Source organism: Kaistella polysaccharea, from assembly GCF_020410745.1.
In the GTDB taxonomy this organism is placed as follows: Bacteria; Bacteroidota; Bacteroidia; order Flavobacteriales; family Weeksellaceae; genus Kaistella; species Kaistella polysaccharea.
In genome coordinates this window covers 1,711,487-1,727,232 of record NZ_CP084528.1, presented here as the reverse complement: position 1 = coordinate 1,727,232, position 15,746 = coordinate 1,711,487, and the positions used below count along the sequence as shown (strand labels likewise).

At 36.0% G+C, this 15,746-nt stretch carries 13 protein-coding genes; 11 read left to right on the top strand and 2 right to left on the bottom strand.

Annotated features, from left to right (window positions below):
• Positions 1 to 107 precede the first annotated feature (107 nt).
• Positions 108 to 2,513 (bottom strand): endopeptidase La, encoded by a 2,406-nt coding sequence (lon, locus tag LC814_RS08030; RefSeq protein WP_226065788.1) that lies wholly within the window; start codon positions 2,511 to 2,513, stop codon positions 108 to 110.
• Between the two features lie 235 nt (positions 2,514 to 2,748).
• Between lon and LC814_RS08025 the strand changes: the two genes are divergently transcribed.
• The 11 genes from LC814_RS08025 (at position 2,749) to serS (ending at position 14,846) form a co-directional block, all read left to right on the top strand.
• Positions 2,749 to 4,896, top strand: coding sequence for a SurA N-terminal domain-containing protein (locus LC814_RS08025; protein WP_226063422.1), 2,148 nt, complete (start codon positions 2,749 to 2,751; stop codon positions 4,894 to 4,896).
• Between the two features lie 122 nt (positions 4,897 to 5,018).
• Entirely contained in the window at positions 5,019 to 5,969 is a 951-nt protein-coding gene (locus LC814_RS08020) for an MlaD family protein (RefSeq protein ID WP_226063421.1), read from the top strand.
• An 11-nt stretch (positions 5,970 to 5,980) separates the two neighbouring features.
• Positions 5,981 to 7,312 (top strand): 4Fe-4S dicluster domain-containing protein, encoded by a 1,332-nt coding sequence (locus tag LC814_RS08015; RefSeq protein WP_226063420.1) that lies wholly within the window; start codon positions 5,981 to 5,983, stop codon positions 7,310 to 7,312.
• 67 nt (positions 7,313 to 7,379) lie between these two features.
• Positions 7,380 to 8,162: a (Fe-S)-binding protein gene (locus tag LC814_RS08010; RefSeq protein ID WP_226063419.1), complete on the top strand. Its 783-nt coding sequence runs from the start codon at positions 7,380 to 7,382 to the stop codon at positions 8,160 to 8,162.
• The gene (locus LC814_RS08005; protein ID WP_226063418.1) at positions 8,162 to 8,338 is read left to right on the top strand and encodes a hypothetical protein; all 177 of its coding nucleotides are present in this window, start codon (positions 8,162 to 8,164) and stop codon (positions 8,336 to 8,338) included. Before LC814_RS08010 ends, LC814_RS08005 begins: the two co-directional genes overlap by 1 nt.
• The gene (locus LC814_RS08000; protein ID WP_226063417.1) at positions 8,328 to 8,819 is read left to right on the top strand and encodes a hypothetical protein; all 492 of its coding nucleotides are present in this window, start codon (positions 8,328 to 8,330) and stop codon (positions 8,817 to 8,819) included. Before LC814_RS08005 ends, LC814_RS08000 begins: the two co-directional genes overlap by 11 nt.
• 99 nt (positions 8,820 to 8,918) lie before the next feature.
• Complete coding sequence (locus LC814_RS07995) at positions 8,919 to 10,040, top strand: glycosyltransferase (protein WP_226063416.1); 1,122 nt, start codon at positions 8,919 to 8,921, stop codon at positions 10,038 to 10,040.
• 60 nt (positions 10,041 to 10,100) lie between these two features.
• Entirely contained in the window at positions 10,101 to 11,747 is a 1,647-nt protein-coding gene (locus tag LC814_RS07990; RefSeq protein WP_226063415.1) for an asparagine synthetase B family protein, read from the top strand.
• Positions 11,748 to 11,749: 2 nt separating this feature from the next.
• Positions 11,750 to 13,000, top strand: coding sequence for an oligosaccharide flippase family protein (locus LC814_RS07985; protein WP_226063414.1), 1,251 nt, complete (start codon positions 11,750 to 11,752; stop codon positions 12,998 to 13,000).
• Between the two features lie 15 nt (positions 13,001 to 13,015).
• Positions 13,016 to 13,513, top strand: a complete 498-nt coding sequence (locus tag LC814_RS07980) for a hypothetical protein (protein WP_226063413.1) — start codon at positions 13,016 to 13,018, stop codon at positions 13,511 to 13,513.
• A gap of 64 nt (positions 13,514 to 13,577) precedes the next feature.
• A complete protein-coding gene (gene serS / locus LC814_RS07975; RefSeq protein ID WP_226063412.1) occupies positions 13,578 to 14,846 on the top strand; it encodes a serine--tRNA ligase in 1,269 nt (422 codons plus the stop codon).
• Positions 14,847 to 14,901: 55 nt separating this feature from the next.
• On the opposite strand, the gene LC814_RS07970 is transcribed toward serS, so the two are convergent.
• A complete protein-coding gene (locus LC814_RS07970) occupies positions 14,902 to 15,684 on the bottom strand; it encodes a hypothetical protein (protein ID WP_226063411.1) in 783 nt (260 codons plus the stop codon).
• Positions 15,685 to 15,746 lie beyond the last annotated feature (62 nt).

The following is a 15,746-nucleotide window of genomic DNA, read 5'->3' as shown; positions in this document are numbered from 1 at the left end:
CTTTCAATGTTGAGGAAATTGGACAAAAAAAATTCTGTAGTAATACAGAATTTTTTTGCAATTTATACTGATCAGCTATCAAAATTTTATGATGTGAATGAATATAATTAAGATTCAATTGCCAGATCAATTACCTCACTCATGCGCTGAACGTAATGTATTTGGAGGTTTTTCAAATAATCTTTTTTAATTTCTTCCACATCTTTTCGGTTGGCTTCACAAAGAATGATTTCTTTAATTCCCGCTCGTGCAGCGGCGAGAAGTTTCTCTTTAATTCCACCGACAGGAAGCACTTTTCCTCGAAGCGTAATTTCCCCGGTCATCGCCAAATGAGATTTTACTTTCTTATTTTTAAAGCTGGAAACAATTGAAGTCAGCATTGCGATTCCGGCGGAAGGTCCATCTTTAGGAGTTGCACCTTCTGGAACGTGAACATGAATATTTTTTTCTTTTATATCCTCGGCTGAAATTCCCAGTTCATCGTGCTTTGCTTTGATATATTCCAAAGCAATTGTCGCCGATTCCTTCATCACGTTTCCCAGATTCCCTGTCATTGTTAAATTTCCTTTGCCTTCGCTCAAAATACTTTCAATAAATAGGATATCGCCACCAACTTCGGTCCAGGCTAAACCTGTGACAACGCCGGGAACGCCTGTAATTTCTGAAAAACCTTTCGGGCGAGGAACACCTAAAATTTCATCAACTTTTTCGATGGTAATTTTTGGGTCGTATTCTTTCTCCATTGCGGTTTGCAAAGCAACCCATCGGGCAACGGATGCAATCTGTTTTTCTAAACGGCGAACGCCACTTTCAGAGGTATGTGCATCGATAATATGTTTCAATTCAGCATTCCCAAGTTTAAAGGATTTGCTGTCTAAACCATTTTCTTCCTGCTGTTTTTTAATTAAATGTCGTTTAGCAATTTCTACTTTTTCTTCTAAGGTGTAGCCAGCAATTTCAATAATTTCCATGCGGTCTAAAAGCGGGCGTTGCACCGTCGATAATGAATTTGCTGTTGCAATAAACATCACCTTGGATAAATCGTAACCCAATTCCAGAAAATTATCATAGAAAGAATTGTTCTGTTCAGGATCTAAAACCTCTAATAAAGCGGAACTCGGATCACCATGAATTCCAGTGGCAATTTTATCTATTTCATCCAAAACAATAACAGGATTTGAGGTTCCTACTTTCTTAATGGATTGCAAAATTCTTCCCGCCATCGCACCGATATACGTTTTACGATGGCCGCGAATTTCTGATTCATCATGAAGTCCGCCCAGAGACACACGTACATATTTTCTGCCTAAAGCATCGGCCACTGATTTTCCCAACGAAGTTTTTCCAACTCCCGGAGGACCAACCAAACAAAGAATGGGCGATTTCATATTGTTTTTGAGTTTCAGAACCGCCATGTGTTCTAAAATTCTTTTCTTAATATCTTCTAAACCATAATGTGCTTTGTCTAAAACTCTTTCTGCTTTAACAATATCAAAAATATCTTTAGAATATTTATTCCACGGTAAATCGGTAAAGAAATCAAGATAATTTCGCTGTACGTTATAATCGGGTGAATTTGGGTTTTGTCGTTGCAGACGATGAATTTCTTTTTTGAAATGCTCTTCAACATCGGCATTCCATTTTAGTTTTTTGGCTTTGTCGAGTAATTCTTCTACATCAGATTCTGGACCGCCGCCTAATTCTTCTTGTATTGTTCTAATTTGTTGATTTAGAAAGTATTCCCGTTGTTGCTTGTCGAGATCTTTCGATGTTTTTTGATGGATTTGGCTTCGCAATTCCAATTTACGGAATTCGTCATGCATTAGCGTATAACATTTTTCAGCGCGGATCATTAAACTTCTTTCTTCCAGCAATTTCTGTTTTTGATTGGCCAAAAAATTAGCATTAGAACAGATGAAGTTTAATAAATCATCATTATCACTGATGTTATTGATGGCAAAATTCGCGGCGGTCGGCAAATTGGGATCTAATTCAATAATTTTTAAAGCCAAAGCTTTTATATTTTCCAGAAGCGCTTCATATTGCTCTTTCTTTTTCGTTGAGGTATCTTTCAACTTCACGATTTCTGCCTGAAAATAAGGTTTAGTCGCCTTAAATTCTTTTATTTTAAACCGTTGGAAACCTCGGGTAATTGCTGTAATATTTCCTTCCGGAAGCTTGATGATTTTAATAATCTTGGCTAAAGTTCCGATTTGAAATAAATCAGATTCTGTAGGATTTTCAATACTTGAGTTATTTTGACTCAAAATTCCGATCAGCTGATTATTTTTCTGAGCCTCTTCCAGCAGTTTGATCGACATTTCCCGTCCTGCGGTGATGGGCATGATCACTTTAGGAAACATCACCATATTTCTAACTGGTAAAATGGGGAAAATGTTTTGCTGATCATCATCTTCATTGTTCACGATATCCGATATATTTATTTCTTCGGTTACGATGCTGAATCCATCGTCTAAAATTTCGTCAAAGTTCATTTCTTCAAATTCTGTCATAATAGTAGAATGACAAATTGTCATTTTTTATAGATAATTAAGGAGTTCCTGTATCAAGATTGAGGGTTAATACTCCTTTTAAAAAGGTTTCTATAAATTCACAAGGTTTATGCCACTCAAAAACCTAGACAAAATTGGCATGAGGAAGAGTATGTGCTTAAATAAGTAGGTTATTTTTTTTCTAATCTGTTAAAAATGTGTATTTTCGCACACTGATAAAATTATACAAAAAAAGATGGCAATTTTAGGAGAAATAAGAAACAGACCTTGGCTTTTAATGGGGATTATTGCAGTAGCAATGCTGGCTTTCGTGGTCAACCCAGACAGTCTCGAAAAATTATTCGGCCCCCAAACTGGTGTGTATGGTAAAGTAAACGGCGAAGAGATTACTAAAGAAGATTTCGACGATCAGCTATTTATGCTACAACAGCAGGCTCAACAACAGGGACAGCCCGCCAAAGGTTTAGAAGAACAAGCATGGCAAATGTTGGTTCAATCTAAATTAATTAAGCAGCAATTCGATAAAATGGGTCTTACTTTAACTGAAGATATGTTCTGGAATCAACTTCAGTTCGATCCTATGTTTGCGCAGAATAAAGAAAATTTCGACGAAAAAGGGAATTTTAAAGTTCAGGAAATTAAAAGCCAGGTTGAACAAATGAAAAGTTCTAACGTTGAGGTGTATAATAATTGGCTTAAAACCAGAAAAACAATCGAGTACAGAATGATGGCTCGTCAGCTTTTTGCAAATGTAACCACAGGGATTACAGTGAGTAAAAAAGAAGCTGAGCAAATTATAAAAGAAAGAGATCAGCTTGCTGACATTGATTTTGTAAAGGTAGATTATGCTGCATTTGCACAGAAAAATCCGGTTAAAGTTACCACTGCTGATATTTCAGATTATATAAAACTTCATCCAACCTTATATAAGAGAGATGCAAGTCGTAATTTAGGAGTTGTTTATTTTCCTGCTGCTCCAAGTGCAGAAGACGACACTGCGATGCAAGCCGAAATCAATAAGTTATTTACGGTAGGTAGTCCGACGAGTGAAGGAAATGAAAATTTCCAAAACACAAAGAATGACTCGATGTTCATTGCTTTAAACTCCGACTTACCTTTTAATCCGCAATATTTTCCGGCAAATCAATTGCCTGCAGAAATTAAAGATAAAGTGGCAACTGCTGCTGTCGGAACAACCTTCGGTCCTTATAAAGAGCAGAATTTTTATGTAGTGTCTAAACTTTTAGATAAAAAACCTTCTGATTCTACACTTTCAAGACACATTTTGGTTACTTACAAAGGAAACCAAGCTGGTGGAGAAGAGACAAGATCGAAAGAAGAAGCGAAGAAATTAGCAGATTCTATTGGAAATGCAGTAAAAGCCGATCCTTCTAAATTTGTAGAATTCTTAAAGTATTCAGCTGATCCAGGTTCTGCTGCACAAGGAGGAAGCGTGGGTTGGACAACTCCAGAAACTCCTTTCGTACCGGAATACCTTAGCTTTTTGGCAAATAATGGCAAAGGTGCCACTGCTGTTGTTGAAACACAATACGGTTACCATGTCATCAATATTGAAGATAAGAAAAGTGGTGCAATGACTTATAAAGTTGCAAACTTGGTTAAAGCAATCAAACCTTCCGATAAAACGGAAAACGAGATTTACACGAAAGCCACGAAATTTATTCAGCAAGTTCAAGGGAAAAGTTTTAATGAATTCGCCAATGTTGCGAAGAAAAACAATTACAATTTCTCTAATCCAAAAGAAGTAGGAAGATTCCAAGGACAGCTGCCAGGTTTAGCTACTGACAAAGATGAAGACATTATTGCTTGGGCTTTCAACAAGAAAACCAAAAAAGGAGATACCGATATTTTCACTGTTGATGGAACGGGAGACAGAATTGTCGCATACGTAAACGGTGTTCAGGATGCAGGTTCTGCAGATCCGGAAGCAGTTCGCGACCAAGTAGAACCAATTGTGAAAAATAAATTATTGGCGAAGAAAATTACGGAGAAAATTAACGCAGCAAATGCTTCAAACCTAGATCAGATCGCAAAATTATTTGGAGTTACTAAAGAATCTGCGCAGGTGAATATGTTAAATCCACAAGTGAACGGTGCTATGGAACCTAAAGTTGCAGGAGCTGCATTTGGTGTAGCAAAAAACAAATTGTCGAAACCTGTAGAAGGTTTAACTGGTGTTTATGTTGTCTTGAAAAAATCTGAGAGCATAAATAAACAACCGGGCGATCTTAAGCAAATGATTCAGGCAATTGCCAGACAGAACTCGCAGCAGTTTGGTCAGAATTTCTTGAAGAGCTTACAAGATAATGCGAAGATTAAAGATTACAGAATTGAATTGTACAACCGTACGACGCAACAGTAAATCTTAAAAATACATAAAACAGAAAGCGACTTAACCGTCGCTTTCTCTGTTTTTAGAGCGCAAGGTTTTACCTGCACTTTATTTAAAATTTATTATATTTGTCGCTTAAAAAATACACAAAAGTGAAATTCACAAAAGAAATAAAAGCAGGACTTATCGCACTTTTAGCCATCGTTGGCTTCGTCTTTTTGTTCCAATTTATGAAGGGTAAAAGTCTCTTCACTACCGATAATATTTTCTTCGCAAAATTTGATAATGTTGAAGGTTTAGCAGCATCTAACCCCGTTTCTATTAACGGTTTGAAAGTTGGTCAGGTTGATAAAATCATTCCGGTCACCGAAAGCGATGGGAAAATTCACTTTGTCGTAAAGGTTATTATTGATGATAATTTTGAGTTTTCAAAAAAATCTACCTTGGAAATTTTCGAACCAGGATTAATGTCAGGGAAAGAAATGCGGGTAAATTTAGCCTACGGTCAGCCTATGGCAAAAGATGGTGATACTTTAGATGGAGACTTCAAACTTTCAATGTTAAATAGTATTTCTTCTCAAGTGGGTCCAGTTAAAGATCAGGTACAGGTTGTGTTGAAAAGAGTTGATTCCCTAACGACGAATGCCAACAAGATTTTTGATGATCAAAACCGTGCAGAAATTAGAGCCTTATTAAATAATCTCAATAGAACTGTTGCTGCTTTCGAAGGAACTTCTAAACAAACGAATGCACTTCTTGCCAACAATGATCCTCGAATTCAGAAGATGCTTGATAATGCGAATTTGGCGACTGTAAGTGCTAAAACTGCAATCGATAAATACGGTCGAGTAGCTGACGAAGTTGATGTTCAAAAATTAAATAATACCATTGATAAACTCAGCTTGACGGCAGATAAATTGAACGGTGTTATTACGGGCATACAAAATGGTGAAGGAAGTCTTGGTAAATTGACAAAAGATGAGCAACTTTACCAGAACCTAAACAAAACTGCCGAAAATTTAAATGTTCTGGTTGAAGATTTAAAAGCAAATCCTAAAAGATATCTTAATTTTTCAGTTTTCGGTAAGAATACAAAAGACTAAAACCTTTATCTATGGAATATATTGACAATATTCTTTTTTTTGTCGCACTCGTAATAGGGTTCGGACTTTTCTTTAAAAGTTTAAAAGAAATTTATCGAAATATTCAATTAGGTAAAGAAATTGACCGAAGTGATCAAAAACCGAAACGGTGGGAAACCATGGCACGTGTTGCAATGGGTCAAAGTAAAATGACGAAACGTCCGATTGCGGGTATTCTTCACGTCATTGTGTATGTTGGTTTCGTAATTATCAACATTGAACTTCTTGAAATTATTATTGACGGAATATTTGGAACCCATCGTTTCCTGGCAGGAATTATGGGCGATTCGTTCTACTCTGCCTTTACTGCGACGCTGGAAATTTTGGCGCTCTTGGTTGTAATTGCCGTCGTTTTATTTTTTATCCGAAGAAATTTCTACGGCATCAAGCGGTTTCAAATGAAAGAGCTATTTGGGTGGCCAAAGAATGATGCAAACTGGATTTTGATTATCGAATTTGCGTTGATGATGGCCTTCTTTACCATGAATGGTTCGGATTGGGTTTTACAGCAGCGTGCAGTATTTTCAGCACATGGAAGTTTTCCTATTTCTGCTTCTATTTTTGCACCAGTATTGCAAAACCTGAGTGATAATGGTTTGATTTTAATGGAAAGAGGAGCTTGGTGGTTCCACTTTCTGGGGATTTTATTCTTCATGAATTATTTGTATTACTCGAAACATCTTCATATTGTATTGGCATTTCCCAATACCTGGTATGCTAAATTGGATCCTAAAGGAAAATTCGACAATTTAGATTCTGTAACAAAAGAAATTAAACTGATGATGGATCCAAATGCTGATCCTTACGCAGCCCAACCCGAAGCTGATCCAAATGCAGTTCCTGAGAAATTTGGCGCCAGTGACATTTTTGATTTGAATCAGGTACAACTCCTCAACGCTTATTCATGTACAGAATGTGGAAGGTGTACCGCTGTTTGTCCAGCCAACATGACAGGTAAGAAACTTTCTCCACGGAAAATAATGATGGATACGCGGGACCGAATGGAAGAAGTTGGTAGAAACATTAATAAAAATGGAAAGTTTGTAGATGATGGCAAAAAATTATTAGACGATCATATTCAACGCGAAGAAGTTTGGGCGTGTACCACTTGCAACGCCTGTGTTGAAGCTTGTCCGGTTCTTATCGACCCATTATCGATAATTATTGAGATGCGACGTTTTCTGGTCATGGAACAGTCTGCCGCGCCACAAGAACTTAATCAAATGATGACCAATGTCGAAAATAATGCTGCGCCGTGGCAATATAATCAGGCCGATCGATTGAAATGGGCTACCGATAATTAGAAAATTTTAAAATCAATAATTTCCAGTCAATTCAAAGAATGGAATATTGAAAATTTGCAAAATAAACATGGATTTCACAATAAAAACAATGGCAGAATATGCCGCAGAAGGTAAAGCACCCGAAGTCTTATTTTTCGTAGGATGTATGGGTAGTTTTGATGATCGGGCCAAGAAAGTGACCAAAGCATTGTGTAAAATTTTACATAAAGTAGGAGTAGAATTTGCAGTTTTAGGTCAGGAAGAATCCTGTAATGGAGATCCAGCAAAACGCGCTGGTAATGAGTTCATATTCCAAATGATGGCTTTAACCAACATCGAAATTATGAATGCGTACGAAGTTAAAAAAATTGTAACAGCGTGCCCGCATTGTTTTAATATTATAAAAAATGAATATCCAGGTCTAGGTGGAAATTACGAAGTAATGCATCATACGCAGTTTCTGCGAAAATTGATGGAAGAAGGACGTCTGAAAATTGAAGGAGGATCATTTAAAGGAAAGAAAATTACCTTCCACGATCCGTGTTATTTGGGACGTGGTAATGGCGAATATGAAGCGCCCAGACAACTGCTCGAAAAACTAGATTCAGAGTTGGTCGAAATGAAACGATGTAAATCAAACGGATTATGTTGTGGAGCTGGTGGTGCACAAATGTTTAAAGAACCCGAGAAAGGTGATAAAGACATTAATATCGAAAGAACTGAAGAAGCATTAGCTATGAAACCTAATATCATCGCGACAGGTTGCCCATTCTGTAATACCATGCTTACGGATGGTGTAAAACACTTTAATAACAGCGAAGTGGATGTCAGAGATATCGCAGAACTTTTAGCCGAAGCTGAAGATTTATAATGAATCAAAGACTAACGTACTTTCTAATTATCGCGGGTCTGGTTTTGTTTATCCTAAATTTATGGTCTGCAGATTTCGATACCTCAAAAATAAATTATTTGAGTTCTGGCGCAAGCGTATTAATGGTGATCGTAGGTTTTTTGAAATTAAATACGAAACAGAAAAATGAAAATTGAAGAGTCAACTATAGTAGAAACCAATGATTATCGAATCATAATTTACCCAGCTTCGCGACCTTTAAGCGCGAGGGAAAGTAAAGCGATAACGGAAAGATTATTTGATTTTCTTGCCACTTGGGCTGCACACGGAAAACCATTATCTTCCTCGTTTAAAATAGAAAAGAATCAATTTATCATTGTATCCGTTGATGAAGAAATAGAAGCAGCTTCCGGATGTTCTATTGATGAACTGGGCCGTGTAATGCGCGAAATTGATGAGGAATTTCAACTCGGATTGTTTGACCGCATGAAAGCAAGTTACCTTGAAAACGGCGAAATTAAAACCATGAAATTGCAGGATTTTAGAAATGGTTTAAAAACGGGGTCAATTTCAAAAGAAATTCAGGTTTTTGATTTTTCGAAAAATACCTACGTTGCTTTTTTAAGTGATTTCCTCTTGCCTCTGAAAAGAAGTTGGGCAGGAATTTATACAGATTAAAATTTTATGATAAAAATTACGGTAAACCCTTTAACTTAAATGCATTAAAGGGTTTTCTTTGTGCATTTAATTGCGTAAATTTACGTACTAACATTTGTTATGCGGTACAAAATACTCTTTATTTCTTCTTGGTTTCCCAATAAGCTGGAGCCTACAAACGGAAATTTTGTGCAAAGACACGCAGAAGCTGCTTTTCTTCGAAATGATGTTGAAATTTTACACGCCATCGGCGATCCTGATCAAAAGAAATCTTTTGTCTTTGAGGAGCAAATTATAAATGGAATCAGAACATTAATTGTCTATTATAGAAAGACCTCAAATCCCGCGCTGAATTTCTACCGTCGAATGAGAAGCTATAAAAAAGGCTTTCGAAGAATGCAGAAACCAGATTTAGTTCACGCGAATATTTTGCGTAATTCAATGCTTTTTGCCGTGTATCTCAAACGGAAGTTTAAAATACCTTTCGTCGTGAGCGAGCACTGGTCGGGCTTTTTAAAAATAAATGAACACCAGCTTTCCAAACTCGGTTTGCGTATTACAAGAGAAATTGCGAGACATGCTTCCTACATTTTGCCGGTTAGCAATTATCTGTTAACCGATTTAAGGAAATTGGGTTTGCAAACGAATTTTCAAGTCATTGAAAATGTGGTCAATACTGAACTGTTTCATGTTAAAAGACATTCTGCGGACGAGTTTAAATTTCTTCACATTTCGAATTTAATTTCAATTAAAAATCCGGAAAAGATTATTGATGTAGCTGTAAAACTGAGAAGCGAATTTGATAATTTTGAATTGCACATCGGCGGCGATGGCGATATTGAAATTTTAAACAAAATAATTCTGAATCACAAAGCCGGTGATTATATTAAGACTTTCCCGACCTTGAAATCTGAAGAAGTTGCTTACAAAATGAGAAGCAGCAACTGTTTTATTCTTTTCAGTGATTACGAAAATTTCCCCTGCGTTCTGTTGGAAACCTTATCGGCAGGAACGCCCGCAATTGCTACAAAAGTAGGCGGAATCCCAGAAATTATAAACGAAAGGAATGGGATTCTCATTTCCAAATGCGAAATTGAACTGTATAATGCAATGAAAGATGTGCTTCTGGAACAAATTGATTTTGATGAACCTCACACGTTACACGAATTTGTAAACCATCACTTTTCAATGGAAACTATCTCGCGGAAATTTGATGAAATTTATCAGAAAGTTTTACGCTAACCGTCTAAAACTGGAAGAATTATAATTAAATTTAAGGTTCCGTGAATTAGTATAACTTTAATGAAGAAAGGGTTTTCGATTACCATCAATTTGCAGCATGTAAACGCACATTCTTTTTTAGCAGAGGAATATGATGATGTGTACTTTAGATCGGAAAGATTTGATTTTCTTTTAGAAGGCGTACTTTTAAATAAGCGGAAACTCCTTCAGGAACATGCCTTAACAGATTTTGAAACATTTATCTGGGAACTTTATCGTTTAAAGAAGGAACAAATTATTACACTTTTTGAAGGCGAATACCGCGGATTTATTTTTGATAAAGTTCGAAACAAGCTTTTCGTTTTTACCAATATTACTTCTACGCAAAGAGTTTTCTATACTTTAGTTAATGATATAATTTTCGTCGATAGCGACTTAAAAAGACTTACGGCTGCACTCAATGATTATGATATAAAAGCAGAGCCAGATGTAGAATCGATTTATCAGATGTTGTGTTTTACGAATATGCCGGAAGATAAAACGCCCGTAAAAAATGTAAAAAAACTTTTGGATGGCCATTTTCTTGAGATTGATATTTCAGAAATTTCTGTGACCGAAAAGGAATATTTTAATTTGTCAGAAGTAGGTACATTTAAGGGCGAGAAGAATAAAGCAATTGATTTGATTCATGAAGTTTTTCAATCATCAGTACTTTTAGAATATGAGAAAGATACAGAATTAGGAAAGAATCACTTAGCTCTTTTAAGTGGAGGTTTAGACAGTCGCGTGGCGATGTTTTATGCTTTAAAAAATAAACACCGACCTGAAAATGCGCTGTGTTTTTCGCAATCGGGTTATTTCGATCATACCATTTCAGAGAAGATTGCGCACGATAATAATATTCATTATGAATTTATTCCCTTAGATGGCGGATTATTTTTAAAAAAAATTGACGAATTAGCAGCTGTCTCGGAAGGAATGGTTTTATACACGGGTGCGATCCACGTGCAGCATGCCATGGATCATTTACAATATGAGAATTTTGCCTTGTTTCACAGTGGACAAATTGGTGACGGAGTTTTGGGTGGATTTAATACGGAACCTTTTCCAAAAAAACCTTCATATTTTAAAATTGTTGAGAACCAGAAATTTCTTCCTTATATTAAAGATTCTTTGGATGACATGATGAAACGGTACGAAACCGAAGAACTGTTTCTTCTACGGAATGTGGCCTACAATCGTACGGTTCTTGGCGCTCATGTTTTGCAACAAAAGGCCTATCAGACTTCTCCTTTTATGACGAAAGATTTTCTAAAAATGGCAATTTCCCTGCCTGAAACTTGGAAATATAACCATCAGTTTTATATCGAATGGATCAATAAACATTGCAAAGAGGCAACAAAATACCGATGGGAACGAACACTTCTGAAACCAGATGCGCACTGGAAAACAAAGGTGGGCGATCAAATTATCAAACGCGGATTTAAAATATTGAATGAGAAAATTTTAAAAACTCCAGCCAGTTCAAGCATGTACCCTTACCAGTTTTATTTTGAATCACAGAAGGAAATTCAGGAATATTATTCGCGATATTACGAGCAAAATATTTACAGATTGAGTGGATATCATGAATTGGAAAGCGATATAAAAGATCTTTTTTCTTCTAATGATTTTAGTTCCAAATCTCAGGCAATTAATATTTTGGCAATTTTTAAATTATTTTTTTAGAAATGGAAAGTCTCAGAATTTTTATCACTGATTTTTTTAAAAATAAAGGGCAGCATGTTTTTTTGTCGCTTTTAATTGCGAAAATTTGTGCATTTGTTGGATCGCTATTGATTATAAGATTTTTACCGGAAAATGAATTTGGAATGATCAGTATTGTTGCGTCGGTTTTCGCGATTTTCTTGCCATTTAGTGGTTTTGGGAGTCAACAAAGTTTACTGCGATATGGATCGTTGCAAGCCAAAGTCGAAAATAAAATGATGCTTTCAAAATTTTTATTGAAAGAAGGTTTTTATAAGCAACTCTTTCTGAGTTTTATTTTTTTGGCAGTTGCTTTCGTTTACATTGAAAAATATGAGGACATTGTTCTTCTTTTTATTTTTTTTACAATCAGATTAATTGGTTTTTATTTCTTTAATCATTTGCAATCGGAAGCTCGGGTTTTTGGAAATAATCTTCGTTTTTCACAATTGACCAATACCGTTAATTTGGTGGGCTTATTTTTATTACTCTTCTTGACCTATTTTTTTGGTTTAAAAGGGTATCTCATTGCCATAGCGGTAACGCCTTTTATAGCATTGTTCTGGTTTCGGCGAGATCTTTATTCTCATTTAAAATCGGAGCCACATTCCATGAATAGTAAAGAAATGCGAAAATATGGGCTTTATTCTGCCGGCACAGCACTTTTATCCGATACGCTTTTTTCTGCCGATGTATTACTTCTCAGCTTTCTAATGAATGCTGTTGCGGTGGCAAATTATAAAGTGGCAATCCTCATTCCCGCAAATATCACTTTCTTGTCTCTTACCTTTATGCAAAGTGATTTTCCTCTTCTTGCGAAAAACTATCGTGATAAAAAATTTCTTAAAAATTACATCGCCAATTATTATAAAATTTTCATTCCGATAACTGCCACTATTTTAATCGTAGGTTTTATATTTCGCTCGGAAATTTTATCTTTATTTTTTAGTATAAAATACAGTGGAAATTCTACCATATTTATCATTTTACTCGCCGGATTCTGCTTTAATATGTTGCTGAGAAATCTCTATGGCAATTTGCTTTCAGCGGTAGGAAGAATGAAAACGAATACCATTATCTCATTTATAACCCTGCTCCTATTATTTAGTTTTTCTTTTATTTTTGTTGGAAGAATGGGAGTGATGGGCATGGCAATTAGTTTAACGCTCAGTATGGTGATCAGCGGACTTCTTCTTACTTTTAGCTTTTATCTTTATTGGAAAGATTTAAAATAATTTATCTTTGTGGTCATGAGAAATGTCTTTTTTATATTGATGATGGGCCTTTTTGCTTTCATATCCTGCCGAAATGATGGGGAAGATATTCAGCAGATTGATCAGGTAATTCAGCTGTACATCGATTCTGCAGGTCAGGATTTATTGAATTCTAAACTGCCCGGTTCTTACACAGAAATTAAAATTAACGATGTTTACGGACTTACCGACAATGCGCCTATCAACGTGTCTCTCAAGAAAAATGAGGATACTGTGAATTACCTGGAATATGTTGCAGAGGCCAGAAGAATCATCGTTGATTCCACTTCAAATTTCAAAATATATGAATCTAAACTAGCGCTCACTTTGACCAAGAAAATCAATGATTCTACGAAAATGGTGACAAACGATACAATGAAAATTCAATATCAGTCTTCACCAGAACTTTTCCAGGTTTCTAAAATTTGGTATAACAACGTCCTGAAGTTTACAAAAACCGATGCCCTTCTTAATGTGGTAGAAATCTCTAAATAATTCTTAAATTTGCCACTTATTCAGGGGTTTTTCCGTGAATTAAGAATTCAACATTTTTTATCTTATGTTACAAGTTAGTTATTTACGCGAAAATAAAGACCGCATTCTTGCGGGTTTAGAAAAACGAAATTTTAAGCAAACCGCACTAATCGATGATGCAATCTCTATGGATGATCACCGAAAAAAATTGCAGTTTGAACTGGACCAAAATTTAGCAGAAATGAAAAAGATTTCGAAAGAAATCGGTATGCTGATGAGTCAAGGTAAAAAAGAAGAAGCCGAAAGTGCGAAATCTAAAACTGCGGAATACAAAGAAAACTCGCAAAAAGTCCAGCAAAATTTAAAGGAAGTTGAAGCTCAACTTTTAGAAATATTATACCTGATTCCAAACATTCCTTACGAAAAAGTGAAAGCCGGAAGTACGGCGGAGGACAATGAAATTATCTATCAATCGCATGATGTGGAAGGTTTGGGCGAAGGCGCGATTCCGCATTGGGAATTGGCAAAAAAGTATAATTTAATCGATTTTGAATTGGGTGTAAAAATCGCTGGCGCTGGATTTCCCGTTTATTTAGGAAAGGGCGCAAGATTACAGCGTTCTTTGGTTCAATATTTTTTAGATAAAAATGTGGATGCCGGTTATACGGAAGTGAATCCGCCACACGTTGTAAATGAAGCTTCTGCCTACGGAACCGGACAACTTCCCGATAAAGAAGGTCAAATGTATTTTGTAACAGAAGATAATCTCTATTTGATTCCTACCGCCGAAGTTCCCGTGACAAATATTTACCGTGATGTAATTATTGATGAAAAAGATCTACCCTTAAAGAATACTGCTTTCTCACAATGCTACAGGAGAGAAGCGGGCAGCTATGGTGCACACGTTCGGGGTTTAAATCGCTTGCATCAGTTTGAAAAAGTAGAAATCGTACGCATTGAAAAACCAGAGAACTCCTACGCAGCATTAGAAGAAATGGTGGAACACGTAAAATCGATGTTGGAGGATTTAGAACTTCCGTACCGTATTTTAAGATTGTGTGGTGGTGATATGAGTTTTACGTCGGCCATGACTTACGATTTTGAAGTTTGGAGTGCAGCACAGGAAAAGTGGCTGGAAGTCTCTTCAGTTTCTAATTTCGAAACCTTTCAGGCTAACCGTTTAAAATGTAGATTTAAAAGTGAAGGGAAAACGCAGTTGGTGCATACCCTTAATGGTTCTGCACTTGCGCTCCCGCGAATTATGGCGGCGCTTTTAGAAAATAATCAAGTTGAAAATGGAATTAAAATTCCCGCGAAAGTAGTAGAATACACTAAATTTGATCTAATTAATTAAAGGAATTTAAATTCTTACTTATTAAAAAACCACCGGTTTTTCGGTGGTTTTTACTTTACTCAGTGGTGATGATTATTTTCTGATCTTTATCGACCAGTTTATTTTTATCATCAAGAAGTTCATTACTGCGGACATTTATTTGGATTGTCTTCTTATCAATCTGTTTGATAAAATCATGTTTACCCGTAATCGATTTTATGGGCTTTTGAAATTTGATGGTGCTGGAGAAGTTTACAGGAAACATCTTCATCATTCCAATCACACTTTGCGCCATTTGTCTGCCATAAACTTCCAGCGAATCACTTTTGGTTTTTGGATTTTTAATTTCTTTTCCTTCAGCGTTCTCTTCTATTGCGCTTAAAAATGAAGTGGAATTAAACTTATCAGTATCTATTGTCAAGGTATTGCCGTTCCATTTCGCAATATTCTGCAGAGGAAGTCTTTTCAACTCTTTGCTTTGCCGCAATAAAGAGGTCACTTCCTGAGGTAATAATTTATCGTATTTTATAGAAAGTCCGTAAATTTCACCTTTGTCTTTATTCAATTTTAAAAACATTTTCTGTAAAACTTTGGTAGAATCTTTGTTCAAAGTCACTACGCCATCTTTTTGAATATCATATAAACTTTTCCACTCAGTGGAAAGGTTGGTAAGAGCTGAAGGTTTGGTTTGATCGCCGCCCATCATATTCATCATCGAAAGCATGCCTTTATCAACAAGAATATTAGACTCCATGCTTGATGCAGAGTCTTTATAATAAGTAGTTTCGGTATTTACGGAGCAAGATTGCAGAGCAACTAAAGATATTGCTGAAATCCAGAGTCCAAATTTTTTGATCATTTTGAATTTATTTCTATTTCGTTGACGTTCAAAATAGATACCAAATCGAAGATTAAGTTAAA

What these genes read in the sequence shown, in the direction of transcription:
- LC814_RS08010 (WP_226063419.1), top strand. Translation starts at nt 7,380, where the DNA reads ATGGATTTCACAATAAAAACAATGGCAGAATATGCCGCAGAAGGTAAA.
- LC814_RS07990 (WP_226063415.1), top strand. Translation starts at nt 10,101, where the DNA reads ATGAAGAAAGGGTTTTCGATTACCATCAATTTGCAGCATGTAAACGCA.
- lon (WP_226065788.1), bottom strand. Translation starts at nt 2,513, where the DNA reads ATGACAGAATTTGAAGAAATGAACTTTGACGAAATTTTAGACGATGGA.
- LC814_RS07970 (WP_226063411.1), bottom strand. Translation starts at nt 15,684, where the DNA reads ATGATCAAAAAATTTGGACTCTGGATTTCAGCAATATCTTTAGTTGCT.
- LC814_RS07995 (WP_226063416.1), top strand. Translation starts at nt 8,919, where the DNA reads ATGCGGTACAAAATACTCTTTATTTCTTCTTGGTTTCCCAATAAGCTG.
- LC814_RS07985 (WP_226063414.1), top strand. Translation starts at nt 11,750, where the DNA reads ATGGAAAGTCTCAGAATTTTTATCACTGATTTTTTTAAAAATAAAGGG.
- LC814_RS08005 (WP_226063418.1), top strand. Translation starts at nt 8,162, where the DNA reads ATGAATCAAAGACTAACGTACTTTCTAATTATCGCGGGTCTGGTTTTG.
- LC814_RS08025 (WP_226063422.1), top strand. Translation starts at nt 2,749, where the DNA reads ATGGCAATTTTAGGAGAAATAAGAAACAGACCTTGGCTTTTAATGGGG.
- LC814_RS08000 (WP_226063417.1), top strand. Translation starts at nt 8,328, where the DNA reads ATGAAAATTGAAGAGTCAACTATAGTAGAAACCAATGATTATCGAATC.
- LC814_RS08015 (WP_226063420.1), top strand. Translation starts at nt 5,981, where the DNA reads ATGGAATATATTGACAATATTCTTTTTTTTGTCGCACTCGTAATAGGG.
- LC814_RS07980 (WP_226063413.1), top strand. Translation starts at nt 13,016, where the DNA reads ATGAGAAATGTCTTTTTTATATTGATGATGGGCCTTTTTGCTTTCATA.
- serS (WP_226063412.1), top strand. Translation starts at nt 13,578, where the DNA reads ATGTTACAAGTTAGTTATTTACGCGAAAATAAAGACCGCATTCTTGCG.